Annotated in this window: 16 protein-coding genes; 7 read left to right on the forward strand and 9 right to left on the reverse strand. The window is 41.5% G+C overall.

Features of this window, described 5'->3' with window-relative positions; all coding sequences use genetic code 11:
- Nucleotides 1–9 precede the first annotated feature (9 nt).
- On the forward strand, nucleotides 10–954 hold the full coding sequence (gene rluB, locus NQU59_RS17800) for a 23S rRNA pseudouridine(2605) synthase RluB (RefSeq protein WP_005273264.1): 945 nt from the start codon (nucleotides 10–12) through the stop codon (nucleotides 952–954).
- A 59-nt stretch (nucleotides 955–1,013) separates the two neighbouring features.
- Here rluB and NQU59_RS17805 read toward each other — a convergent pair whose 3' ends face one another.
- From NQU59_RS17805 to NQU59_RS17830, 6 genes are read right to left on the reverse strand one after another with little or no spacing between them, the layout of a single operon-like run.
- Nucleotides 1,014–2,747, reverse strand: coding sequence for an ABC transporter ATP-binding protein (locus tag NQU59_RS17805; RefSeq protein WP_257064323.1), 1,734 nt, complete (start codon nucleotides 2,745–2,747; stop codon nucleotides 1,014–1,016).
- A gap of 13 nt (nucleotides 2,748–2,760) precedes the next feature.
- A complete protein-coding gene (locus NQU59_RS17810; protein WP_257064324.1) occupies nucleotides 2,761–3,903 on the reverse strand; it encodes an ABC transporter permease in 1,143 nt (380 codons plus the stop codon).
- Between the two features lie 10 nt (nucleotides 3,904–3,913).
- The gene (locus tag NQU59_RS17815) at nucleotides 3,914–4,852 is read right to left on the reverse strand and encodes an ABC transporter permease (protein WP_004655290.1); all 939 of its coding nucleotides are present in this window, start codon (nucleotides 4,850–4,852) and stop codon (nucleotides 3,914–3,916) included.
- Nucleotides 4,853–4,864: 12 nt separating this feature from the next.
- Nucleotides 4,865–6,883 (reverse strand): M3 family metallopeptidase, encoded by a 2,019-nt coding sequence (locus NQU59_RS17820; RefSeq protein WP_257064325.1) that lies wholly within the window; start codon nucleotides 6,881–6,883, stop codon nucleotides 4,865–4,867.
- 25 nt (nucleotides 6,884–6,908) lie between these two features.
- Nucleotides 6,909–8,726, reverse strand: coding sequence for an ABC transporter substrate-binding protein (locus tag NQU59_RS17825; RefSeq protein WP_005239318.1), 1,818 nt, complete (start codon nucleotides 8,724–8,726; stop codon nucleotides 6,909–6,911).
- Nucleotides 8,727–8,737: 11 nt separating this feature from the next.
- Nucleotides 8,738–10,522 (reverse strand): ABC transporter substrate-binding protein, encoded by a 1,785-nt coding sequence (locus tag NQU59_RS17830; protein ID WP_010589902.1) that lies wholly within the window; start codon nucleotides 10,520–10,522, stop codon nucleotides 8,738–8,740.
- 653 nt (nucleotides 10,523–11,175) lie between these two features.
- On the opposite strand from NQU59_RS17830, the gene NQU59_RS17835 reads away from it, so the two are divergent.
- The 6 genes from NQU59_RS17835 to NQU59_RS17860 all read left to right on the forward strand — a co-directional run bounded on the left by NQU59_RS17835 (nucleotide 11,176) and on the right by NQU59_RS17860 (nucleotide 17,958).
- Entirely contained in the window at nucleotides 11,176–13,893 is a 2,718-nt protein-coding gene (locus tag NQU59_RS17835) for a TonB-dependent receptor (protein WP_043971250.1), read from the forward strand.
- Between the two features lie 154 nt (nucleotides 13,894–14,047).
- The gene (locus NQU59_RS17840) at nucleotides 14,048–14,767 is read left to right on the forward strand and encodes a TonB family protein (protein WP_005239321.1); all 720 of its coding nucleotides are present in this window, start codon (nucleotides 14,048–14,050) and stop codon (nucleotides 14,765–14,767) included.
- A 39-nt stretch (nucleotides 14,768–14,806) separates the two neighbouring features.
- Nucleotides 14,807–15,682 (forward strand): MotA/TolQ/ExbB proton channel family protein, encoded by an 876-nt coding sequence (locus tag NQU59_RS17845; protein ID WP_005239322.1) that lies wholly within the window; start codon nucleotides 14,807–14,809, stop codon nucleotides 15,680–15,682.
- Nucleotides 15,683–15,693: 11 nt separating this feature from the next.
- Nucleotides 15,694–16,122 carry an ExbD/TolR family protein gene (locus NQU59_RS17850; protein WP_005239323.1) on the forward strand — a complete coding sequence of 143 codons (429 nt, stop codon included), beginning with the start codon at nucleotides 15,694–15,696 and terminating at the stop codon, nucleotides 16,120–16,122.
- Between the two features lie 15 nt (nucleotides 16,123–16,137).
- A complete protein-coding gene (locus NQU59_RS17855) occupies nucleotides 16,138–16,557 on the forward strand; it encodes an ExbD/TolR family protein (RefSeq protein ID WP_005239324.1) in 420 nt (139 codons plus the stop codon).
- 516 nt (nucleotides 16,558–17,073) lie between these two features.
- The gene (locus NQU59_RS17860) at nucleotides 17,074–17,958 is read left to right on the forward strand and encodes a S41 family peptidase (RefSeq protein WP_257064327.1); all 885 of its coding nucleotides are present in this window, start codon (nucleotides 17,074–17,076) and stop codon (nucleotides 17,956–17,958) included.
- A gap of 189 nt (nucleotides 17,959–18,147) precedes the next feature.
- On the opposite strand, the gene NQU59_RS17865 is transcribed toward NQU59_RS17860, so the two are convergent.
- The 3 genes from NQU59_RS17865 to NQU59_RS17875 form a co-directional block, all read right to left on the reverse strand.
- A complete protein-coding gene (locus NQU59_RS17865; RefSeq protein WP_010589903.1) occupies nucleotides 18,148–18,819 on the reverse strand; it encodes a hypothetical protein in 672 nt (223 codons plus the stop codon).
- Between the two features lie 309 nt (nucleotides 18,820–19,128).
- Nucleotides 19,129–19,770: a dethiobiotin synthase gene (gene bioD, locus NQU59_RS17870; RefSeq protein WP_257064328.1), complete on the reverse strand. Its 642-nt coding sequence runs from the start codon at nucleotides 19,768–19,770 to the stop codon at nucleotides 19,129–19,131.
- Nucleotides 19,771–20,274, reverse strand: a complete 504-nt coding sequence (locus tag NQU59_RS17875; RefSeq protein WP_257064329.1) for a hypothetical protein — start codon at nucleotides 20,272–20,274, stop codon at nucleotides 19,771–19,773.
- Nucleotides 20,275–20,278 lie beyond the last annotated feature (4 nt).

Consider the following 20,278-nt stretch of genomic DNA (forward strand, 5'->3'; position numbering starts at 1 on the left):
TGTGCTGTCATGAGTGAAAAATTACAAAAGGTTTTAGCGAGAGTCGGGTTAGGCTCGCGTCGCTATATGGAGGAAGTCATTGCTGCTGGTCGTGTCAGTATCAATGGTCAGATTGCCCAAGTCGGTGAACGTATCGAACCAGGTGATGAGCTTCGTATCGATGGTCGTAAAGTACAATTCCAAATTGAAGACGAAATCCGTCGTCGTGTTTTAATTTACTATAAGCCAGAAGGTGAAATTTGCTCACGCAATGACCCTGAAAAGCGTCCTACCGTATTTGATCATTTGCCGCAAATCGCCAATGACCGCTGGGTCATGGTCGGTCGTCTGGACATTAACAGTACTGGTTTGTTGTTATTCACCAATGATGGTGAACTTGCCAACCGTTTAATGCACCCTTCAAACGAAGTTGAACGTGAATACGCGGTTCGTGTGATGGGCGAAGTGACACCTCAAATTCGCAATAACATGCTGAAAGGGGTTGAGCTTGAAGATGGTCCAGCCAAGTTTGAATCATTCTCTGAAATTGGTGGTGACGGGATCAACCGTTGGTATCAAGTGGTGGTGAAAGAAGGTCGTAACCGCGAAGTTCGCCGTATCTTTGAATCACAAAGCCTGAAAGTCAGCCGCTTATTGCGTACCCGTTATGGCACGGTCATTTTACCGCGTGAGTTACGTACAGGTCGCTGGATGGAACTGGATAAAACCGATATCGACAACTTGGCAAAATCAGTGGAATTAAAACCACGTCAAGGGACAGGTTTATTCGGTATGGCAAAACGTCGTACCGAGCGTATGGCCGACAAACCTATGGCAGCGCGTCGTGGTGGTTACCTACGTCAACAACGCCGTGATGACGAACAAGACCAATCACAGCAACGTTCAGGCGCAAATGGTAACAACAATAATGGTCGTAAAACCATTGGTTTCAATAAAGGTTTTAAAAAGTTCTAATCTTTTTTCCTTTAAAATAAAAAAACGCTCTGATCAGAGCGTTTTTTTATGCCTTGCTTTTAATGAGGCTGGGCAATCCCCTGAGGAATCGCATTCAGCAACTTTTTGGTATATTCATGTTGTGGATGGAGGTACAGTTCATCCGAATTGGCGATTTCCACCAACTCACCATGATTCATGACCATCACCTGATCTGAAATATATTTCACCACCGATAAATCATGGGAAATAAAGATATAACTCAAACCAAACTCGTCTTGCAGGTCCTGCAATAAATTCAGCACCTGTGCTTGTACCGATACATCCAGCGCAGAAACCGATTCATCACAAATCAAAATCTCTGGTTTTAAGGTCAAGCAACGTGCAATCGCAATCCGTTGTCGCTGCCCGCCAGAAAACTCATGCGGATAGCGATCATATGCTTGCACTGGTAGGCTTACTCTTTCCAGTAATTCCAAAGCAATCGTTTTACGTTCTGCATCATTCTGACCAATGCCATGAATTCGCATCGGTTCCAATAGAATCTGTCCGATGGTAAAACGGGGATTAAGCGATGCATACGGATTCTGGAAAATAATCTGAATCTTGCGCTGGTACTGACAAAACTCTTTCTCACTCATGGCAAGAATATCTTTTCCACCAATCAATGCCTGTCCGCCGGTTGCTTCATGTAAACGCATCAGCAACAAGCCCACAGTGGTTTTACCTGAACCTGACTCGCCAACCAGCCCTAAAGTTTTACCTTTTGCAAGCTGAAAAGAAACCCCTTTCACCGCTTGAAACTCGTCACGTCCCCACAAGCCCTTACGGCTATAAAACGACTTTTTCAGATCTTTGACATCTAAAACAATGGGTTCTTCGCCAGTCAGACCACGGACACGTTGTTTCAAGTTTAAATCAGACAGATTGGTGGCTTCGATCAGTTGTCCATTTTCGTCCTGCTTCATAAAATCACTGGTCACAGGTAAACGATATGGACGAGTCGAGAGCTGTGGACGACAATGCAGCAAAGCACGGGTATACACATCTTGTGGTTGTTCCAGCACCTGTTTAACTGGGCCATTTTCACGAATTTCACCATGACGCATCACAATCACTTCATCTGCAATTTCCCCGACCAAAGCCAGATCATGGGTAATAAACAGCATCGACATTTCATGACGTTGCCGTAAAGACTCCAGTAAATCAATAATCTGCTTCTGAATCGTGACATCCAAAGCCGTAGTTGGTTCATCCGCAATCAACAGCTTAGGTTCACAGGCAATTGCCATCGCAATCATCACCCGTTGCTGCTGGCCTCCTGAAAGCTGACTCGGATAGGCATCAATCTTGGTTTCGGGTGCTGGTATACCCACTTCTCGAAGTAGCTCTAATACACGTCCTCGCGCTTGCTTGCGCCCCATACCTAAATGAATACACAATACCTCGGCAATCTGGTCGCCTACAGTAAAGACTGGATTCAGTGAGGACATCGGTTCCTGAAAAATCATGGCAATGTCTTTACCACAGATCTTTCGAATTTCTTTGGCCGATAAATTCAGTAAATCTTTTCCCTCAAAGCTGATTTGGCTCTGTTCTGCAATCTGGCTTTGCCCTTTGGGCAACAACCCCATCACCGCAAGGGAGGTGACCGATTTGCCACTACCCGACTCTCCAACCAAAGCCACGGTCTTGTTTTTAGGAATGGAAAATGAAATACCTTTGACCGTTTCAATCCACTGTTTATTTTCACCTTTAAAGCTGACATGCAGATTGTCGACATGTAATAGCGTCGTTTCATTTTGATCTTGCATAATTATCTCTCCGCTATTTCAACTTAGGATCTAAAGCATCACGCAATGCGTCGGTAAACATTGAGAATGCTGTGACCAAAACCGCCATTGCGATCGATGCCGCTGCCAATTGCCACCATTTGCCCAAGATCAACTCACTTTGCGCTTCATTCAACATACTGCCCCAAGACACCACCCCCACAGGTACGCCAAAACCGAGGAAGCTGAGAATCACTTCGGATTTGATAAATGACACCACCAAAATCGAAATCTGTACCAAGGCAATATGACTGACGTTCGGAAAGATATGCACGAACATACGACGTAAATGGCTGACACCAATGGCTTTGGCCGCAAGCACATACTCCCGTGATTTATGCTTCATATATTCAGCACGTATCAAGCGGAAAACACCTGTCCATCCCGTCAATCCAAGAATTAACACAATCGACAGAATGCCTTTTTGTTGTAGGACTGCGGCAATAGCCAATACCAATAGCAAATAAGGGATCGAGGTAAAAATGTTATAGAACCAGTTCAGTACATCGTCGACCCAGCCACCAAAATAACCGGCAATGGCGCCTAAGAAAGTACCAATCACGACGGCCAATACTGCTGACAGTAAGCCGACTAGAATTGAAGTCTCAGCTCCTTTAATGGTTTTGAGCAATACATCTTGTCCCCATTTATCTGCACCAAAAGCCAAGGTGGTTTTTAATTCTTGTTTTTGATCCAGTAAATGTCCACCGAGCTGCTGATCAATCTGCTGCATATCCTCAGCCAATGGATCAACCATGCCATAGTTATCTATAGGAGAACCGTTTTGTTGTTCCTTTTGAATTTCTGCATTCAATTGTTGAATCACCTCTTTCAAGGGATCAACTGGATTTTCAGGCAAAGCGGCAGCTGTTTCCGTCTTGGTTTTGATTTGGTCTAACTCTTTATCTGCACCTAAAAATGTCGGCGGCGCATAACTGACGGCCACTTCTTTATTCCAGTTTGATGCAATTACCCCCGTCATGGATAACGCCAATAAAATGAAATAGAACAGCACCACAATAAAAGAAACGACAGCGATACGATCTGCTTTCAAACGCCGTAATGCCAGTTGCCATAAACCTGTTGCAGCTGTTGAATCATTTGAAGAGACTTTGCCTTTAAAAATTGTATTAAGCATCTTCATCCTCCTACTTCAGCTGTACACGAGGATCGAGGAGCTTATAAATCAGATCGGCGATCAGGTTAAAAATCATGGTCACCGCAGCGATATATACGGTAATCGCTTTAATCACTGGAAAATCACTACGTTCAACAGCAATAATAATTTCACGGCCGATTCCGGGAATACCAAAGAAACGTTCGATCAGGAAAGCTCCGATCAACAAGGCAGGCAAACTGGCCATCACTTCGGTCACAATCGGAATCGAGGCATTCCGCAATACATGCACACCAAGAACCCGAGACTCCCCCACGCCTTTAGCACGTGCTGTACGGACATAATCTTGATTGATTTCATCCAGCACAAAGCTGCGATATAAACGTAGCGTCGGGGCAATACTGACCACCAACATGATTAAGATCGGCAACAAGGCATAATGGAATAGATTTTGGCTAAAACTATCACTCCAGCCCTGTACCGGGAACCAACTGAGTTGATACGCCAAAACATATTGAAATACGATGATATACACCAAGATACTGATCGACATGCCAATGGTACACAGCATCATCACCATACGATCGGTCAATGAACCACGAACCGATGCAACCGCCAACGCCAAGATGATAGAAATGACGGTTTGTAAAATGGTCAGTGGAATCAATAAGGTCAACGATGGCCCTAAACGGGTCAGAATAATCTGCGAAACGGACTCTCCTGTACTCCAGCTTGCACCATAGTCAAAGGTCAGAATCTGCTTAATAAAAATCCAAAGCTGTACATAATACGGTTGGTCAACGCCCAACTGTTTACGGATGTTTTCAATTTGCTCAGGGTTAGACATCTTCCCTGCCAAGATATATGCAGGATCACCTCCAACCCAGTTAAACAAGAAGAAAATCAGCAAAATAACACCCAACATGGTCGGGATCATTTGCCATAGTCTACGCACGACATAAGCAAGCATAATGGCAAATCCTTATTTAACCCGTTGACCTGTAATTTCATTAAAGAAAGCTTTGTTATCTGGTTCTCGACCTAAAAAGTCTTTGACCAATTGTGCAGCATCTTTCTGACTACCTTGCGACAAAATCGTTTGACGGTAACGCTGACCAACTACTGGATTATTCAGGTTGTCACCAAAAGCAGATAACATATCCAAGGCCAACACCTCAGACCACATATAACCGTAATAACCCGCTTGATACCCCATCAAATGTCCAAACTGTCCCGGGAATTCAGTATTCGGTACGTAGCCCAATGCTGTTGCAGACTCCATTTTTTTCCAGACATCCATCGGCTGTACTTTCAGTGCATCCGCACCATGTAACGCCATGTCATATTGCGCATAAAGGGTTTGACGTGCATAGCGCAGACCACGTCCATAATTATGGACTGATTTAAGACGTGCAATCAGTGCATCATCGACGCGTGGGCAAGCCGGATCACAATAGTCGGCCACTTTAGCTAAGGTTTCTTTACGACGCGCCCACTCTTCATACATTTGTGACGGTGCTTCAACAAAGTCACGTTCGACCGAAGTCCCTGACTGACCTGAATAACGGGTTTTCGATAAAATGCCATGCAAAGCATGTCCAAACTCATGTACAAAAGTTTCCAGTTCATCACTGTTTAAACCTTTGCGGTTAAAGTTGGTGACCAATACCGAAATGGGTTTACGCTTGCTGAGCGTACTGCCCCCATAAACACCCCACACCGCCGCATGACCATACTTGCCTTCACGCGGAAATTTATCCATGTATAAACCGCCAAGGACTTCACCCGTCTTCTTATCGGTAACATCGTAATATTCAACTTCATCTTGCCATGTAGCGACTTTGGCGGGTTTAAACTCAATGCCATATAGATCAGATGAAATCGCAAATAACCATTTTTGAGCGGCCAATGTCGGGAAATAATCACGGAGTTTTTCTTGATCGATCTGGTATTTTTCCTTGCGGAGTTTTTCACTCCAGTAATTGACATTCCAGCGGTTAATTTCGGCTTGTTCTAAAGCAATATTCAAGGTTTTGGCTTTAAATGCACGTAATTCTTGTACTTCTTTTTGCTCTAATGGTGCAACCACTTGATGCACATCGGACAAGAACGTATTGACCGTCTTAGGTGTTTTGGCCATGCGTTTCTTTAAAGCCCAGTCAGCATAACTTGGCTGACCAAATTGCTGCGCCAATTCATAACGCAAATCGATAATCTGTTTCAGTAAAACTAAATTCTTTTCAGTACCACGGCGTGTAAATGCGGTTTGATAACGTTTCCGTGCCGCATCGCTGTCTGCCAACTCCATAAACGGTTGATACTCTGGATATTCAAAGCCTAATAAATAATTGCCTTTGTCATTTTTCTTTAGGCCTGCAGTATAGCTGTCAGGTAGTCCCTTCAATTCGGCTGGCGTAAATTCTAATTTTTCTGGGTTATCCCGAATATTGCGGGAGAACTCTTGTGAAAGTTTGGTGAGCTCATCAAAAATCGTTTTGACCCGTGCTCTTTTCGCAGGGGGAAGTTGTACCCCGGTATCTTCAAAGGCATCGAGGATATCCTGCCGATATTTACGGTCAATCGCATCCTTGGCTTTGGTGTTTTTAAAACGTTGATACAGTTTTGGATTTTGATAAATTTCCGTCTGTAGTTGATTGAGTTTGACCTCACAGTCTTCTGCCGCTTTACGCAATTTCGCATCAGGATCGACATTGCTATACAGGCTAATCGGCCCTGAAAAATCTTCAAAGCTGGCCATCAGTTGATCCCACTCTGCCAAGACAGGTGCCGCATCAGATTGAGCGGTTACGGTTTGTTTTTCGAGTTGAGCGATGCGCTGCTTTAAAGTCTGCACATTGGCATCACACCATTGCGCACTTTCACTGGTTTTTAAAATTGGTAAAGTCGTTCGGGTATTTTCAGCCCAAATACCTTGGCTCATGCCTAGCGCTGCCAAGGAGAACAGCCCCAGTGTTGATCGTTGTAATATTTTTTTCGCCATTTCTCTCTCCAATTTAATCTGTTTGTTATTTCTTGTCTTGAATATCGATGTACATCCACTCTGCGGGTAATACCGGATGCTTTTTATAACCAATCACACGCGGTTGAGCGACTACAGTACGGTAGCGAGTCGACATGAACTGTACAGGTGAATAAAACTCTAACAGCCGTGACATTTTGCGATACAGTAGATCACGCTCAGGACTGTCATCCAGTTTCTGTGATTGCTCATAGAGACGATCATATTCTGGTAATTTAAAGCAGGTATGGTTGGTCGCGTGGATATTATTGCCATAGAACAACTGCACAAAGTTATCTGCATCAGGGTAGTCTGCAATCCAAGCGGAGGCCTTAAACATGGTCTTACATTGTTTTTCTGCTTTTAAACCTTCAGCAAATGGAACGGGCTTGGACACCATATTAATTTTGATATTGGTCAGATCTTTTTTCAGCAATTCTGCCATTTGCATACTACGGGCACTGCTGGTTGAAGGCATAAACTCAATCACTAAAGGTTTGCCATCCGGTAGAGTCCGCCAGCCGTTCTTACCGACTTTATAGTTATAGCGATCCAGTAACAGATTGGCTGCCTTGACTGAATAAGGAATGCTGCTTTTATAATTTGGATCATGCCCTGCCACACCAAAGGGAATTGGCGACTCTAATTTTTGAGCATTGCCTTTGGCTAAAATACTAATGAATTTATCTTTGGAAATTGCCATAGACATGGCACGGCGCAGTGCAATCTTGTCCTTACTCAAGCCCCCGACCACAGGGTTCTGGATATTCCAATACAGATAGTCAATCGACGGATCTAAGATACGCGATAGCTGGATACCCTTCTTGGCAAGTTCAGGTTTTAATTTGCCATCTTGATCTAAGGCCTGTACGGGTAACTCACCATCCAAGGTAAATAAATCCAGTCCATCTTTCTGAAAAGACAGCCATCCAGATTGCGATTCTTCAATCACCTGAATATCAACTACACCAATCTGCGGCATTTTCTTGCCTTGCATTTGTTGCACGATTTTCTGATCGGCAGGATCACTGGACTTAAAATCCCAGATAAAACCACGATAATCTGGATTTGCTTTCAGAATAATCCGAGAACCCGGTGTCCAGTGTGACAGCATATAAGGGCCTGTTCCGACAGGTCGCCCCATCACATAACCCGCTTTATCCCGATATTTTTCAATCACCTCGCGCGCCACTGCACCCGTCGGTTGATGCGCCAACAGCATCGGAAAATTATGATTCGGTTCTTTTAAACGGATCACCAAAGTATACCGATCAGGTGTTTGTATCCCCGCCATCGGCTGATCATAATTAAATTTCCCAGTTTTACTGGCTTGTTGAATAAATGGTTCAATGCCCACGATTTTATCTTCGAACAACCAGCTGTTTGGTGAATGTAGATTTGGATCAAGTAAGCGTTTAAATGAATACGCATAATCAGCAGCAGTGAGTTCACGCGGCTTGCCTTGAAATGCAGGATCAGGGGTGAAATAAATCCCTTTCTGAATCCGAATGGTATAGGTCAAACCATCTGCACTCACTTCAGGTAATGCCACTGCCGTTTTTGGCACCAATTTGGCAGGAGAAGCTAAATAATCGTAGGTATAAAGGGTTTCAAATACCGAATAAAGAATATGTGCAGAATATAAATCTTGCGTGGCAACGGGATCAAAACCCGTTTCTGCGACTGGAAAAGCATAACGAAGTACTTTTTTAGGATCCGCTGGGCTTTTCGCTTCTGTAATCGTTACCCCTAGACTTAATGTTGTCCCCAACAACAGCGCCACACTCATGTGTTGCATCGAAAGTTTAAAATTCTGCTTCATCATAAATGCATCGCTTATTTTTGAGTTGGTGAAACAATATCTAAATATTGCCAATTGGTATTCATGATCGGATGGGCCTTAAAGCCCTGTACTTCAGGTTGAATCAACCAGTTGCGAATCCGTGTATCTTGTAAAATCCAAGTATTGTCTGCTTCGATTTGGCGACTCATTTTTTCATAGAATGGCATCCGTTTTTCAGGGGGTTGCTGCATCGCTTGTTTGTATAGATTGTCATAGGCATTAGACTGATAACAGGACTGATTACCTCGTCCAACATTCGGGCCATAAAGTAACTGCGTGAAATTTTCACCCTCTGGATAATCCGCATGCCATGCCCCACTCCACATCATGTATTGACACTGGGTTGCGGCTTTTAAGTTATCGGCAAAATTACTGACTTTAAAGTCTGCCCGAATCCCGACTGCATCTAAATTTTTCTTCCATAACTCAGAATACATTACGGAAGATGTGCCACTCTCGGTATTTATTTTTAAGGTTAGAGGCTTGCCATTAGGCAAATTACGATAACCATCGCTGCCTTTTTTATAACCAAAATGATCCAATAATTTATTGGCCAATACCGGGTTATAACCGATGCTGCTGCGGTAATTCGGGTTATATCCACTTACGCCAGCTGGTACTAACATTTCTGCCTTAACCGCCTGTCCCTTTCTTAAAATACGGATATATTCATTGACATTAAAAGACATAGCGATGGCACGTCTTAACGCAATTTTATCTAGGCTATTACCACCAACAATAGGATCACGCATATTCAACATCGAATAGGTAATCTCCGCCTCTTTATTGGCATAAAGACGTATACCCTGTCTTTGCATTTCTGCTTTTAACTGATTATTTTGATCAAGCACTTTAGGAATTGCATTTGAAGTGACCTTATCAAAATCCAGTTGCTTGGACTGAAAGGCGAGCCAACGTGATTGTTCTTCTTCGATAATGCTGATATTGACTTTGCCAATTTGCGGCATTTGCTTGCCACTCATTTCTTTGACCAGTTGATCATCCCAAGCCGTGCCTGTGGATTTAAAATTCCAGACAAAACCGCGGTAATCTGGATTGGCCACCAATTCGATCTTGCTGCGGGGCACATATTTACTCAGCATATAGGGCCCTGTTCCCACAGGATGCATAGCCAAACGATCTTTATAATATTCAACAACTTCACGCGCAGTTGCGCCAAAGCTACTATAGGCTAGAATATAAGGAAAATTATAATCAGGTTGCGTCAAGGTAAATTGAATCGTATATTTATCCAGTGCCTTAACACCTTCAATCTTGGCATCATAGTTAAATGTGCCGGTTTTTTTAGCTTGGTCAACCAGTGCATTGGCACCGACGATTTTATTATCAATAAAAGAAAATGATGAGGCATGATTTTTAGGATCGAGTATCCGCTTAATGGAATAGACATAATCCTCAGCAACCAACTCCCTACGCATGCCTTTAAATGCTGGATCATCAGTAAAATAAATCCCAGGCTTTATTTTAAATATATAAATCTGACCATTTTTTTGAATGACAGGTAGGCTTTCTGCTGTGGACGGAACCAATTTCACTGGGCTAGCCAGATAATCATATTGTAGCAATCTTTCAAAAATCACATCGGCAACATTACCACTGTAAAAATTAAAAGTTTTAACCATGTCAAAACCATCATCTGGTGCTTCAAAAGCAACACGGAGTACTTTATCTGCTTGGGCAGGTGTTTTTGCATACCCCATCGGCATGCATGCAATAATGGTTGAGAATACAGTGACCGTAAAAAAAGTTGACTTCAAATCAGTGCTCACATTATCGTTTTTTAATAAATACTAGACTTTTGCATAGCATTCAACACTACAACCGTTTCCCTTTCAGCATGTCTCATTCCAGTTTTTACTAAAAATCATTTATTTAATGATGTTTTACCAGTTGGAAAAATTCAGTCAAAAGAAAAACCCCTCAAAGATCGAAAATTACCTAGCTATTTTCATGCCACTTTTCCAATAAAAAAATAAGCCTGTTTTTAATCAAAAGACATTCCAAGCAGACTTATTTTTGACGCATCTTAAATAAAAGTAACTTTATGCCAAATCATATTTTTATATATTATTTTCCATTTCAATGAAATAAAAATAATAAACCTAATGTTTTATAGCAATAAAAGACTTAATGCACCACAAAAAGCAAAAATAAAACTTTATGATTCATTTTAATGCATTAAAAATCATACCTTATCTGGAAGTTTATGTTAACTAGGCGACATCTGAAATTATTTCAACATTTTTAATATTTAGTAAAAATATGAAAAGCTTATATATAAAAACTAAAACACTTTTACACATTTTATTCTACATTAAGCAAAATCTAAAAATAGGGTTTGGCACAGCTCTTGCTAAAACGGATTTATTGAATTTTTAGAGTGGCAATCCATTTAGGGGTTAAATAATCAATGAAAAAAGCCAACTTCGCTCAACCAACTGCTCTGCCAAAAGCGGGCAAAACCATACTCAAACTCAGTACACTTAGTTTAAGTATGTTGTGTTTAACCATGGCTCACGCTGCTGAGGCAGAATCATCATCCGAGGAAAAAGTAGCCAAAGTTGTAAAAGTTGCAGTTACAGGTTCTTCCATTAAAGGCGTTGCAGCACAGAGTGCTTCACCGATCACAGTCGTCAAGGTTGATGAGATTCTAAAACAAGGGGTAACCACAACAGAAGAAGCACTCACTAAAATTACGGCCAACCAAGCAGGTTTTGTTACTTCACAAAACGTCGGACACTCTGGTACTGCAGGAGCAACAGCCAATTTACGAGGAGTTGGCGAAAATAAAACATTGATTTTACTCAATGGTCGCCGTTTGGCTGCAAGTGCATTTGATAGTGGTGTAACCAATTTAAATGTGATTCCACTGGCCATGCTTGAACGGATCGAGATCGTCCGTGATGGTGCTTCTGCAATTTATGGTACCGATGCCATTGGTGGAGTCATCAACTTTATTACCAAGAAACAATTCACTGGATTAAATATCAGTGGTGGCCTTACCCAACCTGAACATAAAGGTGGTGATACTCAAGACATCAGTATTTTTGGTGGCTATGGCGACCTTGAAGACAATGGTTTTAATGTATTTGGTGTGGTTGATTATCGCCATGGCAATGACATCATGGCTAAGGATAGAAAGATTAGCGCAAAAGGCAGCCTGATTCCCGAACTTGGTCTTGATACACGAAGTTCAGCCTCGTTCCCTGCCAATTTCGTTGATTCTAAAAATGGAACCAGTGGAAATCCTTATGCAGCAACAGGCTGTGGCGGTTATGCAGGTACTGAAGCACTTGGTAAAGTTTGTCTACTTAACACGCAAAACATGATCGGGATTGTGCCGAAAACAGAAGATATTTCCGCGATGGGCCGTTTAACGCTGAAGCTAAATAATAACTTCAACGCCATTGGTGAATATGTTTATGCCAACAATAAGGTCTCAACATCAGTCGCACCCGATGTCTATAACGGCAATAATAAAGTGAGCCTTGGCAAAAATAGTAAATATTATCCAGGGAATGGTTTCGTACCTGCTGTTGCTAACCTCAGTGGTGAACCACTTCTACTCTCACTACGCTCACAAGCTGGTAACCGTATTAGTGATACAGAGAATGAATCTCATCGAGTTTTTGCAGGTATTGAAGGTGAAGCATATGGTTGGGATATCAATACAGGTGTCAGCTACGCACGTAATGCAGTCACAGAAACAGCAACCAGTGGATATTTAGATAAAGCGGCTGTGCAATCAGCTTTAGATGCAGGCCAACTTAATCCATTTGGGCCACAGGCGGCTGGAGATGATCCGAATCTTTGGAACAAACTCTCACTTTCAGGAGATTATAACAAAGCAAAATTAGAATCCAGTACAGTCGACTTTACTGCAAGCCGACCAATTTATACCTTACCTGCTGGTGATGTTGGTTTCGCATTTGGTGGCAGTTTCCGCCATGACAAGTGGGATTCTACTGTAAATTCAGATCTTGCTGCTCGCTTACCAAGCCTTGGAACTGATCCTAATAATCCACATCAAGAAGGCAAGCGCGATATCTCATCAGTATTTACCGAACTACAAATCCCACTACATAAAACGTTAGAAGCACAAATTGCAGCGCGCTACGACAACTATAGTGATGTCGGTGATACCTTTAATCCAAAAATTGCTTTACGTTGGGAACCACTTAAACAACTCATGTTCCGTACTTCGTACAGCACAGGCTTCCGTGCACCAACCTTATATGAAATCAATAAAACCAATAGTCGAACTTTATCACCAAATAACAGTGACCCAATTTTATGCCCAGGGGGTAAAGTTGCCGCTGGCGGTAGTGAGGCTCGTGACTGTAATCAGCAATTCGATCGTATGCAAGGGGGAAATAAAGAGTTAGAGCCTGAGAAGTCAACCTCGGTTACCGCAGGATTTGTACTTGAACCAATCAAAAATCTTGTGTTCTCTTTGGATTACTACAATATTGAAATCAAAAATCAGATTTCTGCCCTAGATTCTGCCGCTATTTTTGCAGATCCAAACAAATATCAAGATAAATTTGTCCGTAAGACAGATGGCTCCATTGACTATCTCATTACCACCATGCAAAACATGGGGAATATAAAAACAGAAGGTTTTGATCTAGGCTTAAATTATCTCACGCCCATGACCTCAACTGGACGTTTTGGTTTTGGTATTGATGGAACCTATATCACGAAATACGATTACCAAACCGAGAAAAATGGTGAATGGTTTAGCAACCTAGGGGCATATCAAGATAATAGCCCGATCAGCAATGGCGGACCAACAATTCGCTGGAAACATGTGGCAAACCTAAATTGGTATTACGAAAATTGGGCTCTGAATTTCCAGCAACAATTCACAAGTGGCTACAAAGATCAAAACTCGGACAATCTTGCTGATGGTTATAAGAATCATCGTGTCAGTGACTATACCGTTTATAACGTTTCAGGAACCTATAAAGGCTTTAAAAATCTAGATTTAACACTTGGTATTAAGAATCTGTTTGATGAAGAACCAACGGTTTCCAATACAGTGACTAACTTCCAGTATGGCTATGATCCACGTTTTAGCGATCCAACAGGCCGTACCTACTTCGCCCGTGGCACCTACAAATTTTAATACGTTTCGTCACTACGGCATCACTCTTGTTCTGTCGTAGTGGTTTACCGCAATCCTCTGATTCATCAAAAATTAAAGTGGTCAGTATCAATTTTTTAATTGGTCTCATCCTCCAAACGATGGTGAATCCATGATTGTAATTTCAGGAGTAATTATGGGCATCCCCTTTTCTGAGAATGAAAATCAACCCGCCAAACGCCTAGTCGGCATTGGTCTGGTGTTATTTCTACATCTCATTATCGCCTATATTCTGATGACAAGTTTAGCGACAGACTTTAGCAAGCCTGTCGATAAACCTGTAGAGCTACAGATTATTCAGGACATCAAACCACCACCGCCGCCAAAACCTGAGGAACCTAAACCGAAAGAAAAGCCCCCAGAACCACCGAAGATGGTCGAAAAAGTGGCCAAGATGCCTGACCCACCGAAACAGGTGGAGAAAGTCACCCCTGTGCAAAAACCAGCACCTGCCCAACCGACTAAAACAGCCGTGGCGACACCAACACCCGCGCCTGCTACTGCAAGTCCAAGCCCTGTTGCTGCTGCACCATCAGCCCCCGTAGCAGCTGCAGCTCCGCCTCCAAAACCTGCGGGGATCTCGCGTGGTGTTTCTGAAGGTGAAGCAGGTTGCCAAAAGCCTGAATATCCACGTGAAGCCTTGATGAATGAAGAAGAAGGTACGGTGCGTATTCGGGTACTGGTCGATGGCTCAGGTAAAGTGATTGACTCAAAAGTAAAAAAATCGAGTGGTAGTAAAAGTCTGGATAAAGCAGCGGTCAAAGCCTATAGCTTGTGCACATTTAAACCAGCCATGAAAGACGGTGTACCACAACAAGACTGGTACGAAATCGAATATCCATTCACGATTTCCTAAAGAAAAGCATTGAACAAACAAATTTTTGGAGAATTTAAAATGAAAAACACAGCAAAACGTATTTCTAGAATCGCGGCAATTGGTCTCATTGCAGGAACGACCTTACTTCCAGTTGCAGCTGTTTGGGCTGATGAAACTACGCAGACCACCGCCATTACCACAACCAGTACCGATGCGACTGCACAAGCTGCACCGACACCACCACCATTACCTGCAACAGTGGAAAAAGTACATAACCCTTATGGCTTGGAAGCCCTCTGGCGCGAAGGTGATTTAGTTGCAAAATCGACTTTATTCATCCTGGTGCTGATGTCAATTGGTACGTGGTACATCATTCTGTCTAAAGTGTTTCAGCAAAGTAAAATCAAGCGTCATGGCACAGAAGCGGAACGTCATTTCTGGGAAGCAGAATCGCTGAATAGCGCAGCAGAAAGCTTAAATAGCAATAGTAGCTATCGTTATATTGCTGAAAAAGGCATTCGTTCGACCAAACATCACGATGGCACCTTATTAGAGCGTATTGATTTCAACACATGGGTGACCATTTCTATTCAACGTGCTATCGAAAAAGTACAAAGTCATCTCAGTAATGGCTTGGCCTTCCTTGCAACCGTTGGGTCAACAGCACCCTTCGTAGGATTATTTGGAACAGTTTGGGGAATTTATCATGCGCTGACCGCGATTGGTATTTCAGGCCAAGCATCGATTGATAAAGTAGCAGGCCCTGTGGGCGAAGCCTTAATTATGACGGCGATTGGTTTGGCTGTCGCAGTGCCTGCGGTACTGGGCTACAACTGGTTAACTCGTCGTAATAAAGCCGTAATGGACAATGTTCGCTCCTTTGGTTCGGATTTACATGCGGTATTACTCAGCGGTGATTTAAATCGCAATCACCCAGACCGTGATCTTAAATAAGGAAGAATGCTATGGGCATGATGATAAATTCTGATCAAAGTGACGATGAAGTCATTGGGACGATTAATACGACACCGCTGGTCGACATCATGCTGGTGCTGCTGATTATCTTTTTAATCACAGTTCCAGTGGTCACGCATACCGTTCCAGTTAAACTCCCAGAAGAGAAAAATACGCCTTATGCCACCACCCCACAAAATATCCAGCTTTCAGTGAATAAAACAGGGGATATTTTTTGGAATGAACAACACGTTGCAAATAAGGAAACCCTACTCGCACGTTTACAAGTTGAAGCACAAAAGCGTCCACAACCTGAGGTTCATATTCGTGGTGATCAATTGACGCACTATGAAGCAATTGATCAAGTGATTAGTACAACTCAACAAGCTGGGATTGGCAAAATTGCATTTGTCACTACTCCGCCTGCTTCCGCACAATAACAGGAGGAACCACAGATGGGTATGAATGTAGGTTCAAAAAAGGATGAAGATGAGGTGATGCTTGACGTCAATATGACACCACTGATTGATGTCATGCTGGTGCTGCTGATTATGTTCATTATCACCATCCCGATTCCAAATAATGCCATTAACATTAATTTGCCGAATGGTACACCGCCACCACCAACAGATCAGAAGCCACCAGAAACGATTAACCTGCGTGTCGATGCACAAGGACATATTTTCTGGAATGATCAAGCGGTTGCAGATCGTCAGGCACTTAAGGTTTTATTCGAATCTGTGGCCCAAAAAGCCGATCAGGATCAAATTAAATTTAAACCAGATGCTCAGGCGGAATATAAAAATATTGCAATGGTGATGGCGCTGGCTCAACAAACCAATGTCACTAAAATCGGTATCGTCAGTAATAACTAAATAATAAAAACAAGAAACTATTCTCATAATGAGAGTTTACTCCTGCGCTAACAAGTTCGCTTGTTAGCTTTTTTATTGCCCTTTATGCTCATTCAGCAATACGCCTTTCTTATTAAAAAAATTATATATATCAATTATTTTAGTTAATTAAAACCCTTTCAAATCAGTTATATTTTCCATACTCATATGTGAAATTATAGTGATTTTTTATTAAATGAGGGTGTCTATAAAAGTACATTTCATTCATCCAACCCCAACAACATTTTAGATAAAACAAACATCAAATACGTGTCTTTTAATTAATCATGAAAAAACGGTATTGCATTATTACTCACTGCCTGTGCTAGCCTTGCACATACAGCAACGACTGGCGCCACATTCACCAATGAGCAGTGCCAACAAGATTTTAATTTTATTGCAAATTTTTTATTAGAAAATGATGCAGGCATTCATGCAGATGAATGGAAACAATATCCAGATATTATCAATAGGTTATTCAAAACACAGCAAAATAAAATGACCCAAATTAAAACAGTTAAAGACTGTACTGTAATCATTGAGCCTTTTTTACGCTCGATACGCAAAGGACACCTTAGAGCATCAGATCAATCAATATTTCATGGCTTTCATGTCAGCACAAATTCAAGTTCAGATCAAAGTTTAATAGAAACTCAACAACTATCTGAATTAACGTCTTATATCAAAGTCACCTCTTTTCGAGAGGGAATGAAACAAAAACTAGAAAAAGTCATTCAGAAAAATCAGGATAATATTCGTACTGCCCCCTATATCATTATTGATGTCCGTGAAAATAACGGTGGTAATGATTCAAATTATTTCCCTTTAATACAATTATTAGGTCAGCATGAGTACTGGTTTCAGTCACCTAAAATGTTCTCTACCCCAGAGAATATTAAAGCATGGGCAATCTATAAAACATTATTGAACAGTGCTTCACATAACAAATGGAATGATGCAATCACTGCAAAACTGCGAACACAACCTTGGCGTTGGGTCAGTCTATTTGATACAAATGAAATTAGACAAACCATTAACAAAAAAGAAGCTTTAGCCCAACCTAAAAAAATAATGATTTTGATGAGTTCAGAATGTGGAAGCTCATGTGAGCAATTTATCTTAACTGTAAAACAAAACCCCAAGGTCATCACGATGGGGCAAAATACTTATGGCACTATCGCAGCATCTAACATGCTTGAAAAATTGACACCATCCAATAAAATCTACTTAAGTTATGCAGGAACTTATGTCAATTCAGGCATCAAAGATGTCGATCGTTTGGGTATCCCACCTCAAATAAAACTGCCCCAGCCCCAGAATAAAACGGCCTATAATGCCGAAATTTCGTTGGCGCAAAGCTTGTTGGAAAATGAAAAACTATAACGTCATTCAAGGATGAGACTAAAACTTTTCCAACTCAATCCATTTTGCTTCTGGAAGGTGATGGCATTAGCTCAACAAACCAATGTCACTAAAATCGGTATCGTCAGTAATAACTACATAATAAAAACAAGAAACTATTCTCATAATGAGAGTCTACTCCTGTGCTAACAAGTTCGCTTGTTGCTTTTTTTATTTTATTTCACTGATCATGATCGGAATAAGCTTACTACTTACTTTATAGCCTTGCGGTTTGTTATTACAAGCATCCCCCGTCACTGTGGTTCGAATGACATAAGGTGAATAAGGCATCACATTTAAATAGCCAGAGTTCTCTCGTCCCGTACGACAATCTTCTGCACCTAGTTTTTCATCATAGCGCCCGTTATAAGAAGATTCTTCTACTCTTGTAATCAGCTTAGTACTCCATTGATTTAAATAAACTAGACTTTTACTCGATTCAACCGTGCCCTGTCCTGAGCCTGCGCTTTCAATTTCGATCAGTTGAATCGGCTTACCTTTATAAACGGTTGGATGTACTTTAAAGCTATTCGATTGACCACCAAACTCTTTTAAGATTCGAGCCTGTTTTAATTTGGGACGGGTTAATACATAACCAGCCCAAAAATTCCGTCCCGCATTTTCAAAACTCACGCCCGATAAATAGGCTTCTTCCCCTGAGATCAGTTTTACGGCTTCGGTAGAATCAATCTGAATGGCTTGAGGAGGATTGGCATTTGAATCTTGTAAGTTGGTGATCCAACTAATGATGGTTTTATCTGTTGGCACAGCAGCATGAGTTGTTGAGACTGGAATCAAAAATCCAAATAAAATGGATAGAGCTAATTTATTTTTCTTGTTCATTTTAGGCCTTACTTTTATAAAATCGAAACTCTCAGATGAAATATGATACTCGGAAACGTCATCCATAACCTGCGTGAATTTTGCAATATATTGTTTCTGCGAAATAATAAAAACAAGAACAGAGAGAGCAGGTTTTGTGGATGACAATGCCTTTGCCTACTTTGGGCGAAACCAAAGTAGGGCGAACCTGAACGAAGTTGAAATATATTTCAACTGAAGCGCAAGACATAGTGGTTTATCCCTAACTTTAGCTTGAACTCAGCGAGACTCCGTGAAGAGCCACTATTTTGATTCTAATTAAAATTTAAGTTATTTAAACTTTTCCAACTCAATCCATTGAGCATCAGGAAAATGCTTTGCCAAATAAGCTTTTAAATAATCTGCGGTATCTTTCGAAATAACTGGATCTTTCGACTCATCCTTTAAGTTATACACCAAAGCATGCAAACTCAAACCACGCTGCTTTAATGCTTCTAAACTCAATAAAGTATGGTTAATACTGCCCAAACGTCCAGAAGTCACCAAAATCACAGGAAATTGATGCTGAGCAATATAATCAATAGTCAACATCTCTGTAGTTAAAGGTACCATCAAACCACCTGCACCTTCTAACAGCACCACCTCAAAACGTTGGGCAAGTTCCTTAGTCGCTGCCTCGATTTTGGCAAAATCCAGATCACGTCCATCCAGACGTGTGGCTAAATGTGGCGAGGCAGGATAAGTAAAAATTTCAGGCATGGTCAGCTTTTCGTGATCTTCCTGAAACCAGCCACTGCCCATAATTTCACGGTGTTTTTCGATATCTTCTGAGATACCTACATTACCTGTTTGTACTAATTTCTGAGTAATAACACGTAGCCCTTGCTCGGTCCAAAGTTTGGCGAGATAGCCTGTGGCATATGTTTTACCAATTTCAGTATCAATACCGCTGACAAAATAAATACGACTCATCTATTTAATCTCCTTTCCCTGAGTTATCGAACTTTGAGGGTAAATTTCATGAATATAAGGATAATCACTCAAACGCTGATCTAAAGAATATTCAATACAGATTTCACTACCTGCATAGTCTTGTATCTGGTAGGTATAAGGGAAAATTTGACTATTCTGCTCATTTCGTAATAAAAACTGACCACTGCTTCTGCCGGATTTCTTAATATTTTTAGCCCAACCACACATGGCTTTTCGCGGCGCATTTTGGTTCATATAATCTGTTATCCAGCTCGCCAACCCAAAAGACAACAAAATCATCATTAAAACTATCCCTTCAATAATCAGATTGGGGATTTGATCTTTTTTCCAGATGCGTATATATCCTAAGCTGATCAGTAAAACACCCAAAATCAAGCAAACCATTGTCCAGAAGAAAGCAGAAAACAGCAGAAACATTAAACTTATGCTCAATGCAAAATAACCATGCACAATATTATGTCTGGACGTTAACCGATCTGGCATAATC

It is taken from the genome of Acinetobacter colistiniresistens (assembly GCF_024582815.1).
Taxonomy (GTDB): domain Bacteria; phylum Pseudomonadota; class Gammaproteobacteria; order Pseudomonadales; family Moraxellaceae; genus Acinetobacter.